Annotated in this window: 21 protein-coding genes; 11 read left to right on the forward strand and 10 right to left on the reverse strand. The window is 47.9% G+C overall.

The window, feature by feature from the left end; genetic code table 11:
• Nucleotides 1-132: 132 nt before the first annotated feature.
• Genes PBAL39_RS07995 through PBAL39_RS08005 form a run of 3 tightly spaced genes read left to right on the forward strand, consistent with a single transcriptional unit; the run spans nt 133 to nt 2,466 of the window.
• Nucleotides 133-339, forward strand: coding sequence for a YtxH domain-containing protein (locus PBAL39_RS07995; protein ID WP_039866293.1), 207 nt, complete (start codon nt 133-135; stop codon nt 337-339).
• Between the two features lie 8 nt (nt 340-347).
• Nucleotides 348-1,745 (forward strand): MBL fold metallo-hydrolase RNA specificity domain-containing protein, encoded by a 1,398-nt coding sequence (locus tag PBAL39_RS08000; RefSeq protein WP_039866242.1) that lies wholly within the window; start codon nt 348-350, stop codon nt 1,743-1,745.
• Between the two features lie 28 nt (nt 1,746-1,773).
• A complete protein-coding gene (locus PBAL39_RS08005; RefSeq protein ID WP_008240181.1) occupies nt 1,774-2,466 on the forward strand; it encodes a bifunctional 2-polyprenyl-6-hydroxyphenol methylase/3-demethylubiquinol 3-O-methyltransferase UbiG in 693 nt (230 codons plus the stop codon).
• A gap of 80 nt (nt 2,467-2,546) precedes the next feature.
• Here the strand turns inward: PBAL39_RS08005 and pepT are convergent, their stop codons facing one another.
• A complete protein-coding gene (gene pepT / locus PBAL39_RS08010; RefSeq protein WP_008240182.1) occupies nt 2,547-3,800 on the reverse strand; it encodes a peptidase T in 1,254 nt (417 codons plus the stop codon).
• A 27-nt stretch (nt 3,801-3,827) separates the two neighbouring features.
• On the opposite strand from pepT, the gene PBAL39_RS08015 reads away from it, so the two are divergent.
• From PBAL39_RS08015 to PBAL39_RS08025, 3 genes are read left to right on the forward strand one after another with little or no spacing between them, the layout of a single operon-like run.
• A complete protein-coding gene (locus tag PBAL39_RS08015; RefSeq protein ID WP_039866243.1) occupies nt 3,828-4,529 on the forward strand; it encodes an outer membrane beta-barrel protein in 702 nt (233 codons plus the stop codon).
• A 9-nt stretch (nt 4,530-4,538) separates the two neighbouring features.
• On the forward strand, nt 4,539-6,293 hold the full coding sequence (locus tag PBAL39_RS08020) for a M14 family metallopeptidase (protein WP_008240184.1): 1,755 nt from the start codon (nt 4,539-4,541) through the stop codon (nt 6,291-6,293).
• Nucleotides 6,294-6,902, forward strand: a complete 609-nt coding sequence (locus PBAL39_RS08025) for a rhomboid family intramembrane serine protease (RefSeq protein ID WP_008240185.1) — start codon at nt 6,294-6,296, stop codon at nt 6,900-6,902. It begins immediately after the preceding gene.
• Nucleotides 6,903-6,944: 42 nt separating this feature from the next.
• On the opposite strand, the gene PBAL39_RS08030 is transcribed toward PBAL39_RS08025, so the two are convergent.
• Entirely contained in the window at nt 6,945-7,913 is a 969-nt protein-coding gene (locus PBAL39_RS08030) for a hypothetical protein (RefSeq protein WP_008240186.1), read from the reverse strand.
• Nucleotides 7,914-8,003: 90 nt separating this feature from the next.
• Between PBAL39_RS08030 and PBAL39_RS08035 the strand changes: the two genes are divergently transcribed.
• A complete protein-coding gene (locus PBAL39_RS08035) occupies nt 8,004-9,041 on the forward strand; it encodes a dipeptide epimerase (protein WP_008240192.1) in 1,038 nt (345 codons plus the stop codon).
• Nucleotides 9,042-9,052: 11 nt separating this feature from the next.
• On the opposite strand, the gene PBAL39_RS08040 is transcribed toward PBAL39_RS08035, so the two are convergent.
• Both PBAL39_RS08040 and PBAL39_RS08045 read right to left on the reverse strand, forming a co-directional pair.
• Nucleotides 9,053-9,250, reverse strand: coding sequence for a DUF6358 family protein (locus PBAL39_RS08040; RefSeq protein WP_008240193.1), 198 nt, complete (start codon nt 9,248-9,250; stop codon nt 9,053-9,055).
• Nucleotide 9,251: 1 nt separating this feature from the next.
• Complete coding sequence (locus PBAL39_RS08045) at nt 9,252-9,569, reverse strand: rhodanese-like domain-containing protein (protein ID WP_039866294.1); 318 nt, start codon at nt 9,567-9,569, stop codon at nt 9,252-9,254.
• Between the two features lie 123 nt (nt 9,570-9,692).
• On the opposite strand from PBAL39_RS08045, the gene PBAL39_RS08050 reads away from it, so the two are divergent.
• The 3 genes from PBAL39_RS08050 to PBAL39_RS08060 all read left to right on the forward strand — a co-directional run bounded on the left by PBAL39_RS08050 (nt 9,693) and on the right by PBAL39_RS08060 (nt 15,521).
• Entirely contained in the window at nt 9,693-10,790 is a 1,098-nt protein-coding gene (locus tag PBAL39_RS08050) for a DUF4407 domain-containing protein (RefSeq protein ID WP_008240195.1), read from the forward strand.
• A 67-nt stretch (nt 10,791-10,857) separates the two neighbouring features.
• Nucleotides 10,858-12,165 carry a M20/M25/M40 family metallo-hydrolase gene (locus PBAL39_RS08055; RefSeq protein WP_008240196.1) on the forward strand — a complete coding sequence of 436 codons (1,308 nt, stop codon included), beginning with the start codon at nt 10,858-10,860 and terminating at the stop codon, nt 12,163-12,165.
• A gap of 56 nt (nt 12,166-12,221) precedes the next feature.
• The gene (locus tag PBAL39_RS08060) at nt 12,222-15,521 is read left to right on the forward strand and encodes a S41 family peptidase (protein ID WP_008240197.1); all 3,300 of its coding nucleotides are present in this window, start codon (nt 12,222-12,224) and stop codon (nt 15,519-15,521) included.
• Here PBAL39_RS08060 and PBAL39_RS08065 read toward each other — a convergent pair.
• Together PBAL39_RS08065 and PBAL39_RS08070 are read right to left on the reverse strand one after the other, a co-directional pair.
• Nucleotides 15,496-16,011 (reverse strand): GNAT family N-acetyltransferase, encoded by a 516-nt coding sequence (locus PBAL39_RS08065; RefSeq protein WP_008240198.1) that lies wholly within the window; start codon nt 16,009-16,011, stop codon nt 15,496-15,498. The genes PBAL39_RS08060 and PBAL39_RS08065 overlap by 26 nt on opposite strands.
• Nucleotides 16,008-16,571 (reverse strand): hypothetical protein, encoded by a 564-nt coding sequence (locus PBAL39_RS08070; protein WP_008240201.1) that lies wholly within the window; start codon nt 16,569-16,571, stop codon nt 16,008-16,010. The genes PBAL39_RS08065 and PBAL39_RS08070 overlap by 4 nt, the downstream gene beginning before the upstream one ends.
• An 80-nt stretch (nt 16,572-16,651) precedes the next feature.
• Here PBAL39_RS08070 and PBAL39_RS08075 point away from each other — a divergent pair, with 80 nt between their 5' ends.
• Nucleotides 16,652-17,236 carry an RNA polymerase sigma factor gene (locus tag PBAL39_RS08075; protein WP_008240202.1) on the forward strand — a complete coding sequence of 195 codons (585 nt, stop codon included), beginning with the start codon at nt 16,652-16,654 and terminating at the stop codon, nt 17,234-17,236.
• Nucleotides 17,237-17,384: 148 nt separating this feature from the next.
• On the opposite strand, the gene PBAL39_RS08080 is transcribed toward PBAL39_RS08075, so the two are convergent.
• From PBAL39_RS08080 to PBAL39_RS08095, 4 genes are read right to left on the reverse strand one after another with little or no spacing between them, the layout of a single operon-like run.
• The gene (locus tag PBAL39_RS08080; RefSeq protein ID WP_008240204.1) at nt 17,385-18,575 is read right to left on the reverse strand and encodes a DUF5009 domain-containing protein; all 1,191 of its coding nucleotides are present in this window, start codon (nt 18,573-18,575) and stop codon (nt 17,385-17,387) included.
• A 6-nt stretch (nt 18,576-18,581) separates the two neighbouring features.
• The gene (locus PBAL39_RS08085) at nt 18,582-19,919 is read right to left on the reverse strand and encodes a glycosyl hydrolase family 18 protein (RefSeq protein WP_008240206.1); all 1,338 of its coding nucleotides are present in this window, start codon (nt 19,917-19,919) and stop codon (nt 18,582-18,584) included.
• A gap of 23 nt (nt 19,920-19,942) precedes the next feature.
• Nucleotides 19,943-20,935, reverse strand: a complete 993-nt coding sequence (locus PBAL39_RS08090) for a glycosyl hydrolase family 18 protein (protein WP_008240209.1) — start codon at nt 20,933-20,935, stop codon at nt 19,943-19,945.
• 12 nt (nt 20,936-20,947) lie between these two features.
• Nucleotides 20,948-22,543, reverse strand: coding sequence for a SusD/RagB family nutrient-binding outer membrane lipoprotein (locus PBAL39_RS08095; RefSeq protein ID WP_198139791.1), 1,596 nt, complete (start codon nt 22,541-22,543; stop codon nt 20,948-20,950).
• Between the last annotated feature and the right edge of the window lie 38 nt (nt 22,544-22,581).

The following is a 22,581-nucleotide window of genomic DNA, read 5'->3' on the forward strand; positions in this document are numbered from 1 at the left end:
TCGTAATGATAAGAAAAACCCCGCAACTTCTGCGCCTAAACAAACCATTCGGCACCTTCTTTGTTATCTTTACTTCACAACAACAATACAAAAACGAAGCAGCGCTTCATCACCTTAAAACGTTATAACATTATGAAAAAGGAAACGAAAATCATCGCCGGAGTATTGGCAGGAGCAGCACTTGGCGCGGCCGTAGCATTGATATTATCATCAGACAAATCAGGTGATGTGAAAGACAAAGTATCAGACTGGTTCTGCGACCTGCTGGACAGCACAAAAGATAAACTTGCTGGTCTTACTGATCAGGTAAAAGATACAGTATCAAAAGTAAAAGCATAAGCCACTGAATGAAAGTCACATTTCATGGAGCGGCACGTGCCGTTACAGGTAGCAAACACCTGATTACACTAAAAAACAATACCCAAATATTATTAGACTGTGGGCTGTTCCAGGGAATGGGCGACGTTACTGAGCAACTAAACGAATCTTTCGGCTTCGATCCTTCACAATTAACTTACGTGATTTTGTCGCATGCGCACATTGATCACTGCGGTTTGTTGCCAAGGCTCGTTGCCGAAGGGTTTAGTGGTCCCATATATTGCACTCCCCCCACCATGGACCTCGCCAGGATCCTCCTGATGGACTCTGCAAAGATCCAGACCCAGGATGCAGAATATGCCAACAAGAAACTTCGAAACGGTGAGACACCGGAGCTTCCTCTGTACAGTGAAGAGCATGTGGTTCAGACACTCAGCCAATTTAAGATTGTTGCTTACAACGAAGAATTTACCATTGATCCGTCTGTTAGCCTGTACCTCAGCGATGCAGGTCATATCGTAGGAAGCGCTGCAGTACACCTGAACATCAAAGAAGATGGCAAAACCACCAGAATTACTTTCAGCGGCGATGTAGGCCGATATGGAGACCTCCTTCTGAAAAGCCCTCAACGTTTTACACAGGCCGATTACATCATCATGGAATCTACATATGGCGATTCCCTGCATAAAGACCTTGAACCCATCGAAGAAGCACTGCGGGAAATCATCCATCAGACTTGTATCCTCAGAAAAGGAAAAGTCATCATTCCCGCATTTAGCGTCGGCAGAACGCAGGAACTTCTCTTTGCCCTTAATGCTATGGAATTGAGAAATATACTTCCCGATGTTCAGTATTATGTAGACAGCCCCCTCGCCCTGCAGGCTACAGAAGTTCTACGTGATCACCCTGAGGTTTACAACAATGGTGTAAAGGAGATCATGAAAAAGGACGACGACATCTTCGGATTCAAGGGACTGAAATTTATTGAGAGTGTTGCAGAATCAAAAGCGCTGAATAGCGATCCCCGACCCTGTGTCATCATCTCTTCTTCAGGAATGGCCGAAGGGGGACGTGTCAAACACCACATCCGCAACAACATCGGCAACGCCAAAAACACCATTCTGATGGTGGGTTATGCGGAACCAAAGACCCTTGCTGGAAAACTTCTGGCCGGCGACAAAAAAGTATGGCTCTTTGGGGAAGATTACGACGTCACCGCGAAGATCAGCTCCCTGAAGTCGATGAGCGCACATGGCGACTATGAAGACCTGCTCCAGTTTATCTCTGGTCAGGATCCGGAGAGAGTTAAAAGGATCTTCCTCGTACATGGAGAATATGACGTGCAGCAACGCTTCGCCCAGCGCCTTCGCGACAAAGGTTTTGACCATATCGCCATCCCCGAATATCACCAGGAATTTGAGCTTTAAGCTTTAAAGGTTTTTTTATCTTTGCTCCATGGACGTTTTCGGCGAAGCGCTAAAAGATCAATATACCAAACCACCCGCAGAAACCCTGTGGGTGCACAACTCCTATGATGAACCGGAAGAGATGCCGGTAGACATCTACTTCAGAAATGAAAAAGAAATGCCCGACCTGGAACTGCGGGCACTGGACCTCTGCAAAGGGAAAATCCTCGATGTGGGTGCCGGCGTGGGCAGCCACGCGCTGATCCTCCAGCACCGCGGACATGATGTCACCGCCATGGACATCTCCGCACCGGCAGTCACCATCATGAAACAAAGGGGACTTAAAAAAGCCATCGAAGGAAACATCCTTACTTACAAAGGACAATCTTACGACACCCTGCTCTTTATGATGAACGGCATCGGACTTACCGGATCTATCCCAGGCCTCAAATCCTTTCTGCAACATGTGAAATCACTGCTCAATCCCGGAGGGCAGCTCATCTTCGACAGCTCTGATCTTTCCTACCTTTATCAGGAAGTACCTTTTCCGCTAAATGGATATTATGGAGAAGTCAGCTTCCGTTATGAATACAAAAGCGTGAAAGGCAACTGGTTCAAATGGGTCTATGTAGATCAGCGTACATTGAAGGAAATCGCTTCTGCCGCGGGCTGGTACACAGAAGTGGTGTTTGAAGATGACCAGGATCAGTATCTGGCTCGGTTGACATTAACAGCGAAATAAATTTACCCCTCGACAAACATAAACGGTCATGCCCTGGAGACATGACCGTTTATGTTTGTTGAACTTTTTCTTCGCGGATGTTAAGCCTTTTCTTCCCAGATGGCTGCAATGTTCAGGATGGTCTCTACCGCCTTCTCCATGTCCTGCACAGAAGCCCATTCCTGCTTTCCATGAAAAGCATGCTCCCCGGCAAAGATGTTCGGACAAGGCAGTCCCATGAACGACAGACGTGAACCATCGGTACCGCCTCTGATGCTTTGCTGCTTCGGCACAATGCCGGCGCGCCTGATCGCCTCCACACCGTACTCAATCACCTGAGGATACTGATCCAGTACCTGCTTCATATTTCTATACTGCTCGGTAATTTTGAGCTCGTAGGTTGAGTTTGGAAAATCCTCGATGATGTTCTGTACTGTAGCATCCAGCAGCTCTCCATTGGCTTTCAGCTGCTCATCATCAAAGGCACGCAAAATAAATCTCCCCTGAGCCTGCTCCACACTACCGCTGATGGACACTGGATGGATAAACCCTTCCTTGTCTTCGGTAGATTCAGGAGAAAGGCAATCTGCCGGTAAGGCGCTGATCACATCCGAAAGGATCTTAATCGCACTTTCCATCTTTCCCTTTGCAAAGCCTGGATGTGTGCTTACCCCGTTGATGGTCAGCACTGCGCCATCGGCTGAGAAAGTCTCATCTTCGATAGAACCCAGCGTCTCTCCATCCACAGTATACCCGAAATCGGCACCCAGCTTTTTCAAATCGGCCTTGTCCACACCTCTTCCGATTTCCTCATCTGGAGTAAACAGAATCCGGATGGTTCCATGTTTGAACTCCGGGTTGGCCATCAAAAATACCGCAGCTTCCATAATTTCAGTAACACCTGATTTATTATCTGCGCCCAGCAAGGTCATACCACTCGCGGTGATGATGTCATTACCGATCTGGTCCTTCAGGTCAGGATGCTCTGACATGCGCAGCACAATAGAATGGTCATCAGGTAATACCAGGTCCTGACCCTGATAGTTTTTGTGGATGATGGGTTTTACATTTGTCCCGCTGCAATCCGGTGAAGTGTCCATATGTGAGCAGAAACAGATGACCGGAACCTGCTTGTCCGAGTTGGAAGGGATGGTGGCATAAACATATCCCCACTCATCCAGATGGGCATCGGCAATACCGATTTCCAGAAGCTCTGCAACCAGCACCCTGCCCAGGTCTTTTTGTTTTTCTGTGGATGGAACTGTAGGCGAAGCAGGGTCCGACTGAGTATCGATCTGCACGTATTTTGCAAATCTGTTTTCGAGGGAATTGTTTTTATTTTGATACTTTAGCATAGTCTTAAAAAAACAAAGCTAAATATTTTGAAAACAATTATCACCGCATGTCTCGCACTTCTACTTTGTACAACGGCTACTGCGCAGAGTAATTTCTACAAAATGAGCTTTGGAGGTGGTTTCGGCATTACAACTTCTTATGCCGATGTCGAGAAACACAGCAAGGCCTTTGCGGGGAACCTGGTGTTCGACTACTATTTTACACCTTTCATAAGCCTGGGCCTGGAAGGTCAGATGGGGGAAGTTGCCGGTGGAGATATAGATACGGATCCTTATCACCGGCAGTTTATCAACCAGTTCAAAGCCTTCGCATTTACAGGCAAGGTAGCCCTCGGCGCGCTGACCGACTACGAACACAACAACTTCCTTGACAACATTAAAGGCCTATACCTTGGCAGTGGTGTCGGCCTGATCCAGAATAAAATGACAGGAATCGTACGACGAGACCCGCTGACGGATGCATATTACCCTGGCAGCGATGAGTCCAAAGACCTGCGCATCCCCATCAACCTGGGGATAGATTTTTTCTTTCCCAATAAATATGGGCAAACACGCCTCTTGCTGAACGTCAATTATCAAGGTAATATCATACTTGGTGAAGGGCTGGATGGCTACGATGACTCCTCCCGGAGGTTTCGCAGCGGAAGTCCGGACATCTACACCTTCCTTTCCATCGGGCTTCGCTACCAGTTCGGTCAGATTGGATTGTCTAAAAAGTCCTTCTTTTAATCCTGCCGTATGACTGAAAGCCGATACATCACACCCTTTTTACTGATCTTTTTTCTCGCCTTTAATATGGAATCTTCAGCACAGCAGACACCTTTTGAACGTCAGCCCCACACGACTGCCACCTATCATGAGGTCATCGCACATTACCAGCAGCTGGCAGCAGCTTATCCGCAGGCCAGACTATTGAGCTATGGCAGTACAGACTTCGGCAAACCACTGCACCTGCTGGTGCTGGCCCGGGACAAGGAGTTTGATCCGCTAAAAATCAGAAACAGCCATAAAACCGTATTGCTGATAAATAATGGCATCCACCCCGGAGAGCCTGAAGGAATTGACGCCAGCATGATGCTCGCCAGGGACCTTCTGAAGAAAAATGCAATCCCCGACAATGTCGTGATCTGTATCATCCCCGTATATAACATCGATGGCATCTTCAACAGAACAGGAACCTCACGTGCCAATCAGAATGGCCCTGATGCCTACGGATTTCGTGGCAACAGCAAAAATTATGACCTCAACCGGGACTTCATCAAGACGGACTCCAGAAACTCCCAGACCTTCCAGCAGATCTTCAACATCTGGCAGCCCGAAGTATTTGTGGATACACACACCAGTAATGGTGCCGACTACCAGTATACCATGACCCTCATCCCCACACATAAGGATAAACTACAAAAGACATTGTCGGCATACCTCACCAGGAAAATGATTCCTTCGCTATATGCCGACATGAAAAAAGTGGGTTATGAGATGATCCCCTATGTTAATTCCATTGAGGAAAGCCCCGATGCCGGCATCACAGGATTTCTTGAGTCTCCACGTTATTCCACAGGATATGCAGCCCTCCACAACACCATCGGTTTTATGCCGGAAACGCACATGCTAAAAGCATATGACAAGCGTGTAGACGCCACCTACAAGCTGCTGGAGACCTACGTTGACCTGGTTTCAAGGGATGCTGCGATCATCAGAAAGAATAAAATCCAGGCAGACCTTGAAGTGGCCGCACAGCAAGAGTTTGACATCGAATGGAAACTCAACAAGGAACAGGCAGAGCCACTGGAGTTTAAGGGTTATGCCGCAAAGGAAAAAACCAGTGAGGTAAGTGGCTTCAAACGCCTCTATTATGACAGAGCAGCTCCCTATACTAAAAACATCAACTACTGGAACAACTTTGTGCCTTCAGTAACCATCAGCAAACCCATTGCTTATATCATTCCTAAAGCCTGGGAGAGAATTGTTGAGCTGCTGAAGCTAAACAAGGTGAAGGTACAGCAACTGGCAAAAGATACACAGCTACCCGTAGAAATGTATTACATCGGCGACTTTAAAACTTCTTCAAGTCCCTATGAAGGGCATTACCTCCATTCTGCAGTACAGCTCCAGTCCAAACAACAAAACATCACCTTTTACGAAGGTGATTATATCGTATATGTAGACCAGACTGTTAACCGCTACATCATCGAAACCCTGGAGCCGCAGGCGACAGATTCCTTTTTCAACTGGAACTTTTTCGACTCCATCCTGAGCATGAAGGAACATTTCTCCGCCTACGTTTTTGAAGACACTGCGGCTGAACTGCTCAGGAAAGACCCTGCTTTACGCGAAAAGCTGGAGCAGAAAAAAGCCGGCAACGCTGATTTTGCAAAAGATGGTTCTGCACAGCTCGACTTTGTCTATAAGAACTCCGAATACTATGAATCTACACACCTGCGTTATCCTATAGCCCGGTTAATCAATAACACCCCTTTAAGCATTAAATAAATGGAATTCCTCATCAACACGCCCGTCGCGTCACTCATTTTTGTATTCACCATCGTCACCAGTCTATATGCCTTTAACGACAATAGCCTGTTTGGAAAGTTCATGCTCCACCCCTATAGTGTATCCAGGAAACATAAAGTTTATACGCTGATCACCAGCGGACTGATTCATGCCGACTGGATGCACCTGATATTTAACATGATGAGTTTTTACTTTTTTGCCTTCAGGCTGGAAAGCCTGATGGGCTCCTGGCAGTTTGGTTTACTTTATTTTGTCAGCCTCATCTTAAGCGACATCCCTTCTGTCATCAAGCATAAAGACGATATGTGGTACAACAGCCTTGGGGCATCAGGTGCCATCAGTGCGGTGATCTTCAGCTTCATCTTATTCGACCCGATGTCAAAAATGATCATCTTCCCTCTGCCAATTCCCATCTGGGCATGGTTGTTCGGTATCCTCTATCTGGCTTATTGCTGGCAGATGTCGCGCAATGCAAAAGACCACATCAACCATGACGCCCACTTATTTGGTGCACTGTCAGGCTTGATCATTACCGTATTGCTGGTGCCGGGAATCATTCCAAACTTTATTGCCCGCCTGACCGCTTAACCAATCGGGGTAGCTTAGATCCTAATGCATGAAGTCAATGTCTTAGCTGGTCGCAGGCAGCGATGCCGGCTCAAAATAGCTGATCGGATTGGTAGGATCTTTAATGATCTCAAATAACGTATGTCCCCATGGTTTCCAGAAATCCTGTAATACCTGGGCATACGTTTTATGCTGCCAATGGTCAAACAAAGGTTTGTTCAATGTTCCCCGCAGAGGCATGGCGTCAATAAAGATAGAACCCTCTACGGGCATGATGGCATATTCAGGCAACCTGTTGAATAGGTACGCAGAGTAATAAAACCTTGCACACAGCTCCTCAAACTGTGGTGCTGACAAAGGCTGTCCCTTGATCTGACCCAGCAGTTCCTCATGGAACCTTCTATTGGTGCCATTGTCCTGCAGACAGGCAATGATCCCGAAATCCTTAAGTTTCATGGAGAAGGTGATGGTATTGATCTCATCCCTGAAGCTGAAAGGGGTATCATGATCTTCCAAAGGCACAACCACAATTGACCAGGGACTGAAATCTTCATATACCACATTCAGGTAGATGCTCTGGATCATCGTATGCAAATTTCCGAACTTATGCATCAGTCCCTGCGACATGTTTACTCCGTCGGCACTGATCTGTTGCAACCTTACCGCCGCATTCATCTCAATATACAACAGGCTGTACATAAATTTACCAATCCATTTGAAAAGGGTCTCCTCCTCCAGTTGCGAGACACCCGCATACCCCTGCTCAAAAGCTGTGGCAATCTGCTCCTCCAAAGGCTGCAGGAAATGCTCCAGCACCTCAGTGTTGCAGGGTACCCTCAGCGTATTGTAAGCACGCACACTCTCATCCAACAGTTTAATCTGCTCTGCCCCACTGAAGTTGGCCATCTCCAGCAGCCACTCCGGCAGGACACTGATGTCCACAACGGGAGTACTGAAGGTATCACCACTCAGGAAACAGTTTTTATACTTGAAATCGAAGTTTTTAAAAGGTTGATATATTGTGCTATTCATACAAGGCACAATATTAAGTATATTATTTTTACATTCGCTTTGACGCTCATTTTTTAACTTTTATATTACCATTTCCAAGCACCCATACCCATGAAGGCAGCCTATTGCGCGTATCAGCTCCAGCTCAGACACCCCTTTACCATCAGTGGATTTTCACGTACCAGCACACCTTTGTTGCTGCTGAAGCTGAGCTACGAGGGGATCGATGGATACGGAGAAGCCTCTATGGTGCCCTACCTCGGCGAAAGCCATGCTACGGCAATGGAATTCCTGAAAAAGGTGGACTGGAACAGGTTCTCCTATCCTTTTATTTTTGAAGAGGTGATCAGTTATCTGGATGCAATCGACACTGGAAATGCAGCGGTAAAGGCGGCGATAGACATTGCCTTGAATGACCTCAGCGGGAAGATTGCAAATAAACCATGTTATGAGCTTTATGGTGCCGAACCGGCAAAAATGCCGGTAAGCTCCTATACTATCGGTATCGATACGCAGGAGGTGATGCGTGAGAAAGCCCTGGCTGCAAAAGACTTTAAAGTGCTCAAGGTAAAACTGGGGACGGCCAATGACAAGGACATCATCAGGACCATCAGGAGCGTCAGCAATGTACCGCTTTATGTAGATGCCAACCAGGGCTGGACAGACCGGAAGATGGCTGTCGACCTGGTGTACTGGCTGCATGACCAGGGGGTAGTGCTCATCGAGCAGCCCATGGATAAACATAATCTGGAAGGTAATGCCTGGCTCACACAACGCAGCCCTATTCCTATCCTTGCAGATGAAGCTGTGCAACGGCTAGCCGATATTGAGCGCCTGAAAGGGGCCTATCATGGCATCAACATCAAACTTATGAAAAGTACGGGAATGTATGAAGGGCACCAGATGATTGAAAAGGCACGGTCCCTGGGGATGAAGGTCCTCATTGGCTGCATGAGCGAAAGCTCCTGTGCGACACTTGCAAGTGCAGCCCTTGCGCCGCTGTGCAACTGGGCAGATCTGGATGGTCCATTTCTCAGCAGCAACAATCCTTTTGATTCCCCGCAATTCCTTGCGGGGAAATATCAGTTGAAAGACCTGCCCGGAATAGGGCTCGAGGGTATTCCTCAGGATCTGTTTACCGCGCTTTAACAGTAATGCGTTTAACTGTCCTGTTTCTTCTTTAGTGTTTTGCGCAGGTCTTTCACCAACTGCATCTTCACATAAAAGAAAAATGCGGCCGTAAGTACAAACAGCAGCACCACCAGGTATTGTTTGTTCTCATATCCCCAGAAGATCCCGAATACGGAGAGGATCAGACCCAGGTTATAGAACACATTTAATGCGATTTTCTTTCCCATACTAGTAAACAGGCATATTAGGATCAAAAGCTTCCTGCCATGCCAGAATTCCGCCTTTAAGGTTGTACAGATTGGTATAACCCAGGGCCGACTCCAGCTGCATAATTGCTGCCGCACTTCTCTTGCCACTTCTGCATTGTACAATTACAGGGATATCCTGAGAAATTCTATCTGCCTCAATCAAAACGCCGCCCAAAGGGATGTTCTCTCCATTCAGATTAGAAGTCTCATATTCGAAAGTCTCCCGAACATCAATCAGTTGAAATTCTTCCTTATTGTCCATCTTTTCTTTCAGTTCCTGGACAGTGATTTCCTTTATCATATTATTAAGCTTTTTTCAAAGATAAGCAAAGCCTAAATTATTTCAATCATATCGCTGTAACAACTTAATTCCCCGCGCGTTTAAATAGTATTCTTTACTAACTTTGGCATTTATTTCATCATGAACTCCATATCCCGCTTCTTCTGGTTTTGCTCAGGAGCACACCTCTCCACGCTGGAGAAACATCCTACCGAACACAATAAATATATCGGCATTGGCGCCACCATTTTCTTTACCGGATTGTTCGCCGCCCTCTCTGGAGGTTATGCTATGTACTTCGTTTTTAAAGGTGACGTCTCCGCGGTTTTCTTCGCCTTGTTCTTCGGACTGATCTGGGGACTGGCCATCTTCAACATGGACCGGTACATCGTTTCCAGTATCAACAAAAGCAGCAGCACAAATAAACAGATCCTGCAGGCTACGCCCAGGATTTTGCTGGCCATCATGATCGGTATGGTCATCTCCAGGCCGCTGGAGCTGAAGATCTTCGACAAGGAGATCAAAGAACGCCTGAAGGTAAGCTACCTGAACAACCAACGCTCCAAAATCGACACCCTCAATGCCGCCTTTGGCAATAAATACAAGATTGAACTCGACAAGCTGAATGCCGCCAAAGCAGAACGCGACTCCCTTGCCAGCACCATCAAGCTGGACCGCCAGAAACTGAACTTCGAAATCTTCGGCAACAAGACCACGGAGACCTCTGGGGTGATGGGTTATGGCCCCTATGCGAAAAGAAAAGAGGCTGAACTGAAACAAAGAGAACAAAACCTGGACACGCTGACAGCAGATATCAGGGCGATGGAGAAGTTTGTTGACGGCCGCAAGCAGTTTGACGGACTGATGAGCGAGAAGCTCTATACCGGAAAACAACTCGACAGCCTCACCAGCATCGCCGGTTTTGCCGACAGGAACTGGGCGCTGGGGCAGCTGAGCTTCAACACAGATGGTACCCGTGATACCAATACAGCCATCGCTGTCACATTTATCGGACTCCTTTTCATCTTCTTCGAATGCCTTCCGGTATTTGTAAAACTCATGAGCGGAATCGGCCCTTACGACCGCTCTGTCGAGAATCTGGAAACCAGCCAGGTCCACGAATCCAATAAAGAAAAAGACTATGAGATCGAAGTAGTAGACGGTGTTCACGAAACCCGGGTGTCGACAGAAATCGACCGCCGAAAACGAAAACTACAGCAGCAAATATACCAGGATTAAAAATCTGTTCATGGATGGATGCCGCTCCTCAAACAGACAAATAACAACAACCTAAACCATAAAAAGAATGAAAAAAGCCATTTACACTTTACTTGCCCTGTTCATTGCACAGCAAAGCTGGGCACAGGATATTGATAAGATCATTACCAAAGATTATGTGGACCGCCTCATCAAAACACTGAGCAGTGATGACATGCAGGGCCGGGCTACCTTCTCTCCGGGCATAGACAAAGCGGCAACATTCATTGAAAAGGAATTTAAAAGTATTGGCCTCCAGCCACTGGAAGGAAAAACATACCGACAGACCTTCTATAAATATCAGATAAAACCGCAAAGTGCCGTCCTTTCTCTTGATGGAAAGGACATTGCAGCTACCGACATCTTTGTATTCGGCAATACCTCCGCTAAGCTTTCTTTCAACCAGGAAAAAGGAAAAATCGTACAGATGGATGCCAGCAAGCCCTTCATGCAGCAGTTCCGTGCCCTCACTAAAGATGCACAGCAACAGATTGTACTTGTTGACCCCGCTTTTGCATCCGACTTCAAGCGCATCCAGGCTTATGTGGCTGGCGGCAGCGTCATTGATGAAAAGGAAATCAGCACAGAAAGCGCGGCGACCGTATTTGTGCTGACCGCGCAAACCGGACTGAAAAACTTCCAGGTGGAGCTGAACAATAACGTCGAAAAAATGCCGCTGTTTAACGTAGCAGGAATGATTCCCGGTAAATCGAAAGCAAAAGAGCTGGTGATCTTCTCCGGTCATTATGACCATCTGGGCATCATGAAAGCCGATGGACAAGACAGCATCGCCAATGGTGCCGACGATGACGCCTCCGGAACTACTGCCATGATTGCCCTGGCCAAATATTATAAAAAGCTAAACAACAACGAACGTACCCTAATCTTTGTGGCTTTCACAGCTGAGGAAATTGGTGGCTTTGGCGCCAGACACTTCTCCGAAAAGCTAAACCCCGATGATGTAGTGGCGATGTTCAATATCGAGATGATCGGCAAGGACAGTAAATTCGGGAAAAATACTGCCTTCATCACCGGCTTCGACAAGTCAGACTTCGGCACGATCCTTCAGAAAAACCTCGCCGGCACAGCGTTTACTTTTCATCCGGACCCCTACCCGCAGCAAAATCTCTTTTACAGGAGTGACAACGCTACCCTGGCGGCACTGGGTGTGCCCGCGCATACCATCAGCACAGACCAGATCGACAGCGACAAGTTTTACCATACCGTTAAAGATGAATACGTAACGCTCGATACTGACAACATCCTGTCGACCATTAAAGGTATTGCAAAGAGTGCCATCAGCATCATCAAAGGTACAGATACACCAACGAGGATCCCTAAGCTGAACAACGATTAATTCATCCAACCCATTCATTAAAAACTGATTAATTAACCTACCTCAAATCCAAACCAATGACATTAAAATCATCTAAACGTCCCTTGCTTGCTGCAGCAATTGCCCTCTCCATGGGTATGAGCTTCTCCGCAAAGGCACAGCAGGGCGAAACGCTCCTGCTCCGGAATCCTTCGGTAAGCGCACAAAACCTAACCTTTGTGTATGGTGGTGACATCTGGATTGCTGGCCGTGATGGCAGCAACCCTCGTCGCCTTACCGTTAACCCTGCTGTAGAGCAGAACCCTATATTCTCTCCCGATGGCACACAGATTGCCTTTACGGGGAATTATGATGGCAATACAGACATCTATGTGATTCCAGTGAGCGGCGGGTCGCCAAAACGCATTACTTATCACCCCAGTGCCGACGTACTCCGTGGCTGGATCGGCAACGATCAGCTGTACTTTACCTCTGTGAGAGATTATAACTTTGCGCTGAGCCCGAGGATGCACCGCATCAAGCTCGATGGCACTGCTGAGGAAGCACTGCCGATGCCAGAGGCCGCCCAGGGAAGCCCTTCCGCAGATGGCCGCTACTGGGCATACATTAAAAATGGAGATCCTTCAGAACGCGCCAACGTTGCCTTTAAACGTTACCGTGGTGGCGGCATGCCCCAAATCTGGATCTTCGACACCCAAACAAAAAATATAGAGATCATTCCCGGCCCTGGCTCCAATAACGTAAAACCGCAATGGCTGGGCAATACGATCTACTTCCTGTCTGACCGTGACCTGACGATGAACATCTACGGTTATGAGGTAGGCAGCAAAAAGACGACACAGCTGACCAGCTACAAAGATTACGATGTGAAGTCGCTGAACGCGGCTAATGGTACCGTTGCCTTTGAGCAGGCCGGTCGCATCCACCTGATGGATGCAACATCGCACCAGGTAAAAGACCTCAGCATCAGCATCCAGGCAGACGTACCGTACAAACGTCCACATTATGTAGACATGAGTGCCGATATCCGCAATTCAGAGATCTCACCCAAGGGTGTACGCGCCCTGTTTGAGAGCCGCGGAGAGATCTTTTCTGTACCAAAAGAAAAAGGAGACGCACGCAACATCTCCAATTCACCGGGCAGCTACGAAAAATTTCCTGCATGGTCGCCAGACGGAAAATACATCTCTTACCTGTCTGACAAAAATGGCAGCTACCAACTTGTGCTGGCCAACCAGGCCACAAAAGCGGCTCCTGAATACATTAGCCTGGGCAGTACGCCTTTCTACTTCCAGCCGGTATGGTCGCCGGACAGCAAAAAGCTGTTTTACGCCGATGCCCACCTCAATCTGTTCTACATCGACATCAATGCACGTAAACCGGTTCTGGTCAAAGCTGACACAGAAAGTCCCAACCCGGGAAGGACCTACAATCCCTTCAATCCTTCCTGGTCGCCGGATTCAAAATGGATTTCTTATGTGGCCACGCTGCCAAGTGGGGTGAATGCGGCATTCCTTTACAACCTGGACAGCCAGACGCATACCCAGATTACCGACGGCATGAGTGACGTTAATGCACCTACCTTCAGCAGGGACGGTAAGTACCTGTTCTTCCTCGCCAGCACCGATGTTGGCCTCACCAACAGCGGCCTGCACATGTCGGCATACCAGCGCAACGTCAACTACAATGCCTATGCTCTGATCCTTTCAAAGAAAACACCATCTCTGTATAAAACAGAAAGTGATGAGGAAAGCGTAACTCCGGAAGAGAAAGCTGCAGAGAAGAAGAAAGAAGATACTAAAAAAGAAAAAGCAAAGAAAGCAAAAGATAACCCTACCGCACCGACGACCAAATCGATTGAGGTAGACCTGGCTGACCTTGGCAACCGCATCATCTCCCTGCCGATCCCCGCCGGTTCTATTTATGGCCTTAGTGGGAATGTGGACGACCAGCTCCTCTACCTCCGTGGTGATGAACTGGGCGCACTAGACCTGAAGAAGATGGAGACCAGCACACTGTTGTCCGGTGTAAGTTCACTCAGCATCAGTGCGGATGGCAAGAGCATGCTGTATGGACTCAGAGGCAGCTATTACATCGTTGACGCCGCTAAAAAGCCCGCATCACCAGAAAGCGGCAAGCTGAAGCTGGATGGCATTAAAGTTTATGTAGACCCGGCAGCAGAATGGCAGCAGATGTTCAACGAGGTATGGAAGATGGAAAAAGATTATTTCTATGCCGAGAACATGCACGGTGCCGACTGGCCTGCCATGAAGATAAAATATGAGAAGTTTCTGCCTTATGTGAACCACCGCTCAGACCTCGCTTACGTGTTCAATGAGATGATGGGCGAGATGGTAGTGGGGCACAACTACATCTACCCTGGTGATGAGCCTATGGCTCCTGCCATTGGCGTAGGTATGCTCGGGGCCGATTATACCGTAGAAAACGGCTTTTATAAGATTAAAAAGATGTACAGTCGCCTGGACTGGAACCCTTCCTTTAAAGCACCATTAATGGAGCCCGGCCTCAACATCAATGAAGGTGATTACATCGTCGCCATTGAAGGGGTGCCACTTACTTCAGAGACCTCCATTTACAGCCTTTTCAATTTCAAAGCAGGCAAGCAGGTAGCCATTAAGGTGAATAGTAAACCATCTCTTACGGGTGCCAGAGAAGTCGTAGTGGTACCCATCTCCTTTTCTTCAGAGATGGAACTCCGGAAAATGGACTGGGTGGAGCGAAACCGCAAACGTGTAGACCAGCTGAGTAACGGCCAGATTGCTTATGTGTACATGCCAAATACAGGGCCGGATGGTTATACTTATTTCAACAGGTATTATTTCTCACAGATGGATAAAAAAGCACTGCTGATGGACGAGCGTAACAATGGCGGCGGTTGGGTTGCAGATTACGTGATCGACTTGTTGAGCCGCGATCTGGTGAGCTACTGGGCAATTCGTGATGGCAAGAGCTTTACCACTCCTGGTAATGGCATCTTCGGTCCGAAGGCGATGGTGATCAATGAAAACGCAGGCTCCGGGGGAGATATGATGCCTTACATGTTCAAGAATAAGGGACTAGGCAAACTCGTTGGCAGAACTACGATGGGCATCCTGGTTGGCATCAGCGGTTATCCAAGTCTGCTGGATGGCGGCAGCATCACCTCACCAAACTTCGGCATCTATGACACGAAGGGAAACTGGATCATTGAAAACGAGGGCGTAGCTCCCGATATCTTCGTAGAACAGACACCTAAAGACCTGCTGGAAGGCAGAGACCCACAGCTGGAACGCACCATCAGCCTGCTTCAGGAAGAAATGAAAACGTATAAATATCCGGATGTAAAAAAACCTAAAGACCCGATTCGGGGCCACTAAGGGGCTTTTCCATCACATAATCATTCATAAAGAAACCGTTGCCGATATCAAGGTCGACGGTTTCTTTTATTTTAAAGCCCGCGCTAAGGTAAAAGTCCTTCGCCTTGTTATGTCGGTTTACATTCAGCTCAAGGCTGCTGCCTCCTGCCGTCTTGACTTTATCAAGTACCTCGTTAATGAGGAGCTTGCCAACCCCCTTGCCGTGCACCTCGGGAAGCACATAAAGCTTGTGCAGTTTATAGATTTTTCGTTCAGTATCCTCGACAGAATAGGCTGCAAAACCAACACTTTTGCTGCCCAGCTCCGCAATCAGGAAGACATAACCACCAAGCAATTGCTCCAGTAAAACCCCTTTGTTATACATCTGTTCCAGCATATAATCTACCTGCTCCTGACCGATAATCGGCACATAAGTAGGTGCCCAGGTGATGCGTGCAATTTCCTGGATGGCGTCGATATCACTTTCTTTTGCTTTTCTTAAAAGTATCATAATAATTCACTGATGATGAGGTGTGGGGTGGTAAAATTAAACTGTACAAATCCATCATTGATGACTACAAAGTCTTCATCTTCATTTGCACGCAGGTTGCTGGTCTCAAAGTAAGAAAGCACCTGGATCTTGAAAATGCTGCCTGCAGGTTTCCAAACGCTGAAGCCAGGTTTCACGGCATACGCTTTTTCAATAGCAGTGAACACCACGATGTCGATTTCGGATAGGTAGGGTGTAAGGTCCAGGAGGTTATTCTTCTTGTCGATGACATTCACCGCAGGATATTTTTCCATAATGAGATAGTCCATCACCGCAGCGAGATCATCACTCACCCCGTGTACGGGCCTGGTATTTTCCTGAAGGAGCATCCCTGCCGGGGGGTTGATTACCAGGTCGACCTTCAGGCCAAGGCTGATGGCTTTTTCATACTCCTGTGCATTTACAATTAATGTCGGGCTCCATTCCAGCAACTGCCCAAGATATTCTTCGTTAAAGTTACCCAGATAATGGATATACAGTGCTGGTTCCTGTTTTTCGCGAACGATATGATGTGATGACATAAGGCAAATATATCCTATTTTTTTTCTTATTTTCGTTAAGCTACCTCAGGATCGGTGACAGGAGGAAAGCAGCTCAATCTATGGACGATCGTCAGCAAGGTATTGTTAAAAACTGGAAACTGCTTGCCGAAGGCGAGAAGCAGGGACTATACGCATGTTTCTCCATTTTTTATGATGACCTGTACCGTTTTGGCCTTTCCCTCTACAGGGATCCGGAGCTGATCAGGGATAGTATACAAAACCTGTTCATTGAGTTGTGGAGCATCCGCCATAAGCTGTCGGACGTGAATAATATCCAGCAGTACGTGTTTACGATCTATAAACGCATCATTTACAAGACGCATCAGAAGGGGATCATACACAAAGGCGAACATCATCTGCCATTAGAAGCAGCCGGCGATCAGCACATCATCGTAGGTTCCTATGAATCGATTTTAATTGCCAGTCAGGAGGACGAGCAGCTTAAAAAGCGGCTGCAGCACGCAATGGAAAGCCTGAGCCCCAGGCAGAAGGAGATTGTGAAGATGCGTTATTTTGAGTGCCTGTCATTCAAAGAAATCGCTGAAAAAACGTTGCTTACGGAGAGAACAGTGTACAATACCTTGCACAATGCAGTGAATGTATTGCGCGATGTCTTGCTGTCCTTTTTTATTTTTATCGTATAAAGCAGGCTTACGCATCAGAAGATCCCCACTTTGCTTGTCAGGAAGGCGGTATACTGCTAAGGCTGCGCAGAACGGTACAGATAATGAAAGTCGCCCTCACGCCTCTCGTTATTCCAGTCATCTTGTGCTATCTCAGCAAATTAAGCCCTCATATTTTCAGTCGCACCCTTAATTTCCCCAGCAGACCGGTGAGGGTAATGATCAACAGTGCATATAATAATGATTTGCCGAGCCCTACAGCACCAGTGCGCCAAAAAACCGGCAACTGCGGCAAGCTGAATAAGCCGATCAGCGCATAATGCAGGTAAGGCAGCAGGTAACATGTCAGTGTGCTTGTTCCTGCGGGTTTGATCAGGTCATACCATTTGCGTTTTCCAAGCGTTTCGGTCAGGTATACCATCAGCATAAAAGCAAGTACTGTAACGCCTGCACAGATACTTGTCCAGGAAGGTGTAGCCCTGATTTTCGAGATGCCCCAGAATGGATTCGTCAGCCAGCCAAACAGGAGCAGAACCGCAGCAAAGGCAACAGTACTCAGCCAGAAGGCAGGACTTGAAGATCCATATTTTTTGTATACCAAAGCGATCACAATGCCTGCAATCGGCAGCGCCGCCATGGCACCATTTTCTGAAAACCAGACATACTCGCGGAGCTCATACAGCCCCTCCAGCCAACCCAGGTGATTTGCTGAGCTGAAGGAAAGGAAAAACACAAGCGCCAGAAGTTGCACGAGGAGGTTTCCTTTGGAGAAAAGAAAGATACAACTGGACACAAAATAGCCCCATCCAATCAGACCGAGGATCCCCCACCATTGTACCCTCATCGCGAGGATGCCTGAAGCATCGGCGCTTTTATATAGCGTTGCCAGGGTCAGCAGCAGCAGGACCCCAATCATTTTGAGACTACGGCTGACGGCTGGTTTATAGCTGGAGTAATCCAGCCAGATCAGAAAGAAACTAATCGTCACCAGGATCTGCCACAATCCTTTGCTGAGCACCGCTCCATCTCCATAAGTTTCCATGTTGACATGAAAAAAACCCATGACCAACAAGGCAATCGTCCGGTAAACGATATGGAGGAAGATGGCACGATTGCCATCTCCCTTCCTGCGCCGGCTATCAATGGCATAAGGTACCGACAAACCTACAATGACAAGAAAAGCGGGAAAAACGACATCTGCAAGCCCCATATAGTTGGCATCGCCCGGAGCATGTTCCAACCATCCGGGGATGTCAATAAGCGACCAGAGGTCGTTTACAAAAATCATCAGCAGCATCACCAGCGCGCGCAGGGCGTCGATGGACACCAGGCGCTGCTGAACATTTTTATTGGCGGTCATCAATCTTTAGTTTAGCGTGCTGTAAACTGCCGCCATTAACGAGTTCGTACCAATCACATCGTAGTCTCCGGCATAGAGATATGCCCCCTTAAAACCATTGGCCTTGAGGTACTCCGTCTTCTGATCTACCAATGGGATGCCGTTGAAATAGATTCCCTCTGCACTATTGATCATCTCTTTACCAAAAGCAGTCGCATCAATGCCAAGAATATCTTTATAAGTTACATAATCATAAGAACCCCAGCTCGCATTATTACCAGCCTCATTGATGGCATTATAACGCAGACCGAATGCAGGAATTCCTACAACCAGCTTACTCTTTGGCAACTTAGCCGCCCAGATGTTTGCTCCGGCAGTCATGAAGGCCAGGCTTGAAGGCTGTCCACGCGGTGCATCCGGCCCCACATGAACACCATCTTCAAAAGCATGCACATTCACCCAGTCGGCAGCGGAGAGGTCTCCATAATTCCAATGCAAGTAATTGGTGGTCACGGTTACCGTAAATGTCTTTCCTGGTAACGCCGCTTTCAGGAGTGCCAGAAAAGGCGTAATCGCCTGCATATGACTTGCGGAGACCGCTTCGCTGTCATTCCCGATATCTGTCATCAGTACGTCGACACCGTCGAGCCTGTGTGCGGTAACGTATTCAATAATGGAGGCTGATAATGCCGCCCGCAGTGTAGGGTTGATCAGGACGCTGCCAAAATCGGCGCTACCATAAGTTGACCAGCCATCGACGCCGGAAAGGGTACCGGTAACACCGAGCAACACCGGAACGCCGTTGTTGTGTGCCCGCGCAACCATTACATCCAGGTTCTGGTTGAGGTTACCTCTCGAGAAATCAACTGCTCCGGAAGGCGTCACACGGGCACCCGTATAGGCGATGTGTGTGACCTTCGAGAAATCGACACTTGCCACTGTAGCATTTTCTGTAAGGTACGCAAGTGCAACATTGGTAAAAGCCTTCGGTGTATAAGTATCAGGGCTGACGAGTACTGTAGAGATCCTGGTAGAAGTTTGTCCATTGTAAGTCGCTTCGACCTTGATGACGTATTCTCCGCCAGCTGTAGGCGTAAACGTAAAGGCTGTATCCGTAGAGACCACTTCATCATTCACCTTCCAGCTGATCTTACTTTTCTCAATCGGCTTTGGCGAGAAGGTAAGGCCGTTGTAGATTGCCGACTGTCCCTGAAAGATCATTCTATTGGGAGTGGTAAACACGCCACCATTGTCTATGATCCGCGGATGGAAGTTGTCGTCCACATCAGCTTTCGGTTCTTTCTTGCAGGAGGCCATGACCACCAGGAGCAAGAGGGAGCAAAAGGTATATTTTAGGTATTTCATTTGAATTCGTTTAAGAGTAAGTCTTATAAAATTTCTTTGTGGATGGTGTTGAGCAGAGAGTATTCCCCTGCCGCATCCCCCAACAGCTGCCAGATCATCACCCCACCTGCCTTTCGTTTCATGGCAAAGGCGACTTTCTTCCTGATGGTTGGAATGCCGTTATAGTAGAAAGTTCCCTTGCCTGGCAGCACCCAGAGGTCTTCTTTTTCCGCCCCGGGATAGGTCTGCACCAAAGCACCATAGCTCATGTCCTGGGCAATGTCCGGTCCGAAGCCATAACCATAAAAAGGAAGTCCAAGGATCAATTTTTCCGCAGGAAGTTTGCGTGTGACCTGCCAGTGGTCAAAATCAAGGACGGCATCTTCATAAGCCGAATGCGGCCCTGGCTGGTCTTTCCTCCATGGTCCGGTATGGTCATAGGCCATAATATTGATCAGGTCAAAAAGCGCCAGTGCTTTGTCGGAGTACGCCGCGGAGTTCCATGTGGCCACAGCAGCCGTCATGAGCTTATTTTCTTTCTTCAGCGCCGCGGATAGCTCCACGACGAAAGCCTCATAATCTTCATTCACAAAGTCCCCTTCGAGGTCTACATCAATGCCATCCAGGTTATAACTTCTGGTCAGGTTGAGCAGTCCATCTACGAGTGACTTTCTCTTATCAGCTTTCATCATTTCCTTGAGGTACGCCGGCGGATCCCCTCCAGCAAAAGCAGCAAGGATTTTAACATGGTTATCGTGTGCCTTTTTTGTCAGCTCTGCCAATCCTGTCACCGCGCCAAAAGTTCCTGACGCGTCCGGATTGAGGAAGGCAATATTGAGGTGGCTGATCTTGCTGAAATCTACGCCTGCAGACTGCGCCAGCAGATCGCCGGAAGCAAACATATAACCCACTACGTTGACCGCCCTTTTAGGCGTTTGCCCTTCTTCAGGTGCTGAGGCCTTCACATTACTTTTGCCACATCCGGACAACAGCAGTACCAGGCACAGCACACGGCTTAATATTTTTATCTTTTTCATGTCTTTGCCTTTTTATTCTTTGTCCCACCATACACGTTTGTTCCAGCTGTCGACCCCACCAAGAGCAGGCAGCACCTTATCGAAGTTGACTTTGTTCTGCTCTTCCTCAGTAAATGGATATTCAAACCTTCTTGGAATGGTCAGGCTTTCTCCTGTTTCGGAGAATCCTACCGCCGGCAACAATGCCGGCCATCCCGACCTCCTCCAGTTGGCGTAAGCCTCAGGACCATTCAGGAACAATGTGATCCATAGTTGTTTATTGATGACCTCCAGCTCTCTTCCAGGCAATAGTCCGTTGCCGGCAATGAAAGTATTGATTTCCGATAGTGGTACTGTTGGCCCACCGGGAAAAAGACTGAGCTGCTGTAAAGCTGCAGTCACTCCTTTCTCGTAATGTGAAGCCGCCGTCCCCCCAAAGGTGGCACCAAAGCGAACGGTTGCTTCAGCAAGCAGCAGCTCCACTTCGGAGTAGGTGAGGTGGAGAAAAGGCGCATTAAAGCGGAGCAGAAAATTGGCTGGCTGTGCTTTGAGGTCGTTGCTGGTGGTGGTATATGTAGCCCCGCTCGGAAGTGTCAGATCTACAGGATTTGACCATTCGTCCCAGATGTAGCTGCCCACATTCAGGCCGGTATACCCTTGCATGGCCACGAGGGGAACCGTCAGATCAAGTCTGTTCTGTGGATTGCCGGCACCCGTGCCATCAGCATAGTATTTCACCATGTATTGGAGCCTTGGATCATTGGTAGTCCGCAGCTGGTTCAGAAAAGGAGTAGTAAAACGCCCCGGCACCGCACCACCGTTGAAAAACGAGGCAGAAACGGCATTACCACGGATATTGCCCTTTCCATCATCATACGGATTTTGGATGTCCTCATGCTCCAGTTTGCAGAGTTGGTTATTGGCCGTGAAAACACCTTCATTATAGGCAATCTGCGCTTCTGCCTGTGCCTTTGCGGGATCTCTTTTTACCAGTCGCATAGCCAGTCGCAGGTGCAGAGAACTTGCAAAGCGCTTCCAGTCGTCAATAACACCGTTATAGAAAACGTCACCATTCACGGCATCCTTAGCAGCATCGAGCTGTGCCCTTGCGGCACTCAGCTCTGTGAAAAAGCTGTTGTAAATGGCTTCCTGTGTATCAAAGGCGGGTTTCACGCCCATGCCTGCCTGGCTGTAAGGGATGTCGCCATACAGGTCGGTCATCCTTGCAAAGGTATAGACCTTCATGATGCGGCATACCGCATTGATGTTCGCTTTTTCAGGCACATCTGTGGTTCTTTTTACAGCATCAATGATGTTGACCAGGTCGTTTGCGTAAGAGTCTTCCCACAGCACCCCCATCACATTAGGATTATTGAAGTAGATCCCTCCCCAGCGGTTGCTGTAGGAGCCACCAATATGCTGTACCAAAGGCATGGTCATCATAAAAGAGGTACGTTCATTCACATTTAGGTCTCCGGAAAAGCGGAGCTGCACGAGCGTCAGCTGTACAGACGGATCGAGATTGGATGACCTTGAAGGGTCAATATTGGTATCTCCGAACTTCTTACAGGAGCTGCCAACGGCCGCTACGAGAAGAAATAAAAGAGTGGACTTTACGATCTTTCTCATCACATTATTTTTTTTAAAAGTTCTGAAGGTTGTGATTA

The organism is Pedobacter sp. BAL39 (assembly GCF_000170795.1).
Classification (GTDB): Bacteria; Bacteroidota; Bacteroidia; order Sphingobacteriales; family Sphingobacteriaceae; genus Pedobacter.

Coding starts and splice junctions, on each gene's coding strand:
- PBAL39_RS08000 (WP_039866242.1), top strand. CDS start 348: ATGAAAGTCACATTTCATGGAGCGGCACGTGCCGTTACAGGTAGCAAA.
- PBAL39_RS08030 (WP_008240186.1), bottom strand. CDS start 7,913: ATGAATAGCACAATATATCAACCTTTTAAAAACTTCGATTTCAAGTAT.
- PBAL39_RS08075 (WP_008240202.1), top strand. CDS start 16,652: ATGGACGATCGTCAGCAAGGTATTGTTAAAAACTGGAAACTGCTTGCC.
- PBAL39_RS08025 (WP_008240185.1), top strand. CDS start 6,294: ATGGAATTCCTCATCAACACGCCCGTCGCGTCACTCATTTTTGTATTC.
- PBAL39_RS08070 (WP_008240201.1), bottom strand. CDS start 16,571: ATGTCATCACATCATATCGTTCGCGAAAAACAGGAACCAGCACTGTAT.
- PBAL39_RS08080 (WP_008240204.1), bottom strand. CDS start 18,575: ATGACCGCCAATAAAAATGTTCAGCAGCGCCTGGTGTCCATCGACGCC.
- PBAL39_RS08005 (WP_008240181.1), top strand. CDS start 1,774: ATGGACGTTTTCGGCGAAGCGCTAAAAGATCAATATACCAAACCACCC.
- PBAL39_RS08035 (WP_008240192.1), top strand. CDS start 8,004: ATGAAGGCAGCCTATTGCGCGTATCAGCTCCAGCTCAGACACCCCTTT.
- PBAL39_RS08065 (WP_008240198.1), bottom strand. CDS start 16,011: ATGATACTTTTAAGAAAAGCAAAAGAAAGTGATATCGACGCCATCCAG.
- PBAL39_RS08055 (WP_008240196.1), top strand. CDS start 10,858: ATGAAAAAAGCCATTTACACTTTACTTGCCCTGTTCATTGCACAGCAA.
- PBAL39_RS08040 (WP_008240193.1), bottom strand. CDS start 9,250: ATGGGAAAGAAAATCGCATTAAATGTGTTCTATAACCTGGGTCTGATC.
- PBAL39_RS08020 (WP_008240184.1), top strand. CDS start 4,539: ATGACTGAAAGCCGATACATCACACCCTTTTTACTGATCTTTTTTCTC.
- PBAL39_RS08060 (WP_008240197.1), top strand. CDS start 12,222: ATGACATTAAAATCATCTAAACGTCCCTTGCTTGCTGCAGCAATTGCC.
- PBAL39_RS07995 (WP_039866293.1), top strand. CDS start 133: ATGAAAAAGGAAACGAAAATCATCGCCGGAGTATTGGCAGGAGCAGCA.
- PBAL39_RS08085 (WP_008240206.1), bottom strand. CDS start 19,919: ATGAAATACCTAAAATATACCTTTTGCTCCCTCTTGCTCCTGGTGGTC.
- PBAL39_RS08050 (WP_008240195.1), top strand. CDS start 9,693: ATGAACTCCATATCCCGCTTCTTCTGGTTTTGCTCAGGAGCACACCTC.
- pepT (WP_008240182.1), bottom strand. CDS start 3,800: ATGCTAAAGTATCAAAATAAAAACAATTCCCTCGAAAACAGATTTGCA.
- PBAL39_RS08090 (WP_008240209.1), bottom strand. CDS start 20,935: ATGAAAAAGATAAAAATATTAAGCCGTGTGCTGTGCCTGGTACTGCTG.
- PBAL39_RS08095 (WP_198139791.1), bottom strand. CDS start 22,543: ATGAGAAAGATCGTAAAGTCCACTCTTTTATTTCTTCTCGTAGCGGCC.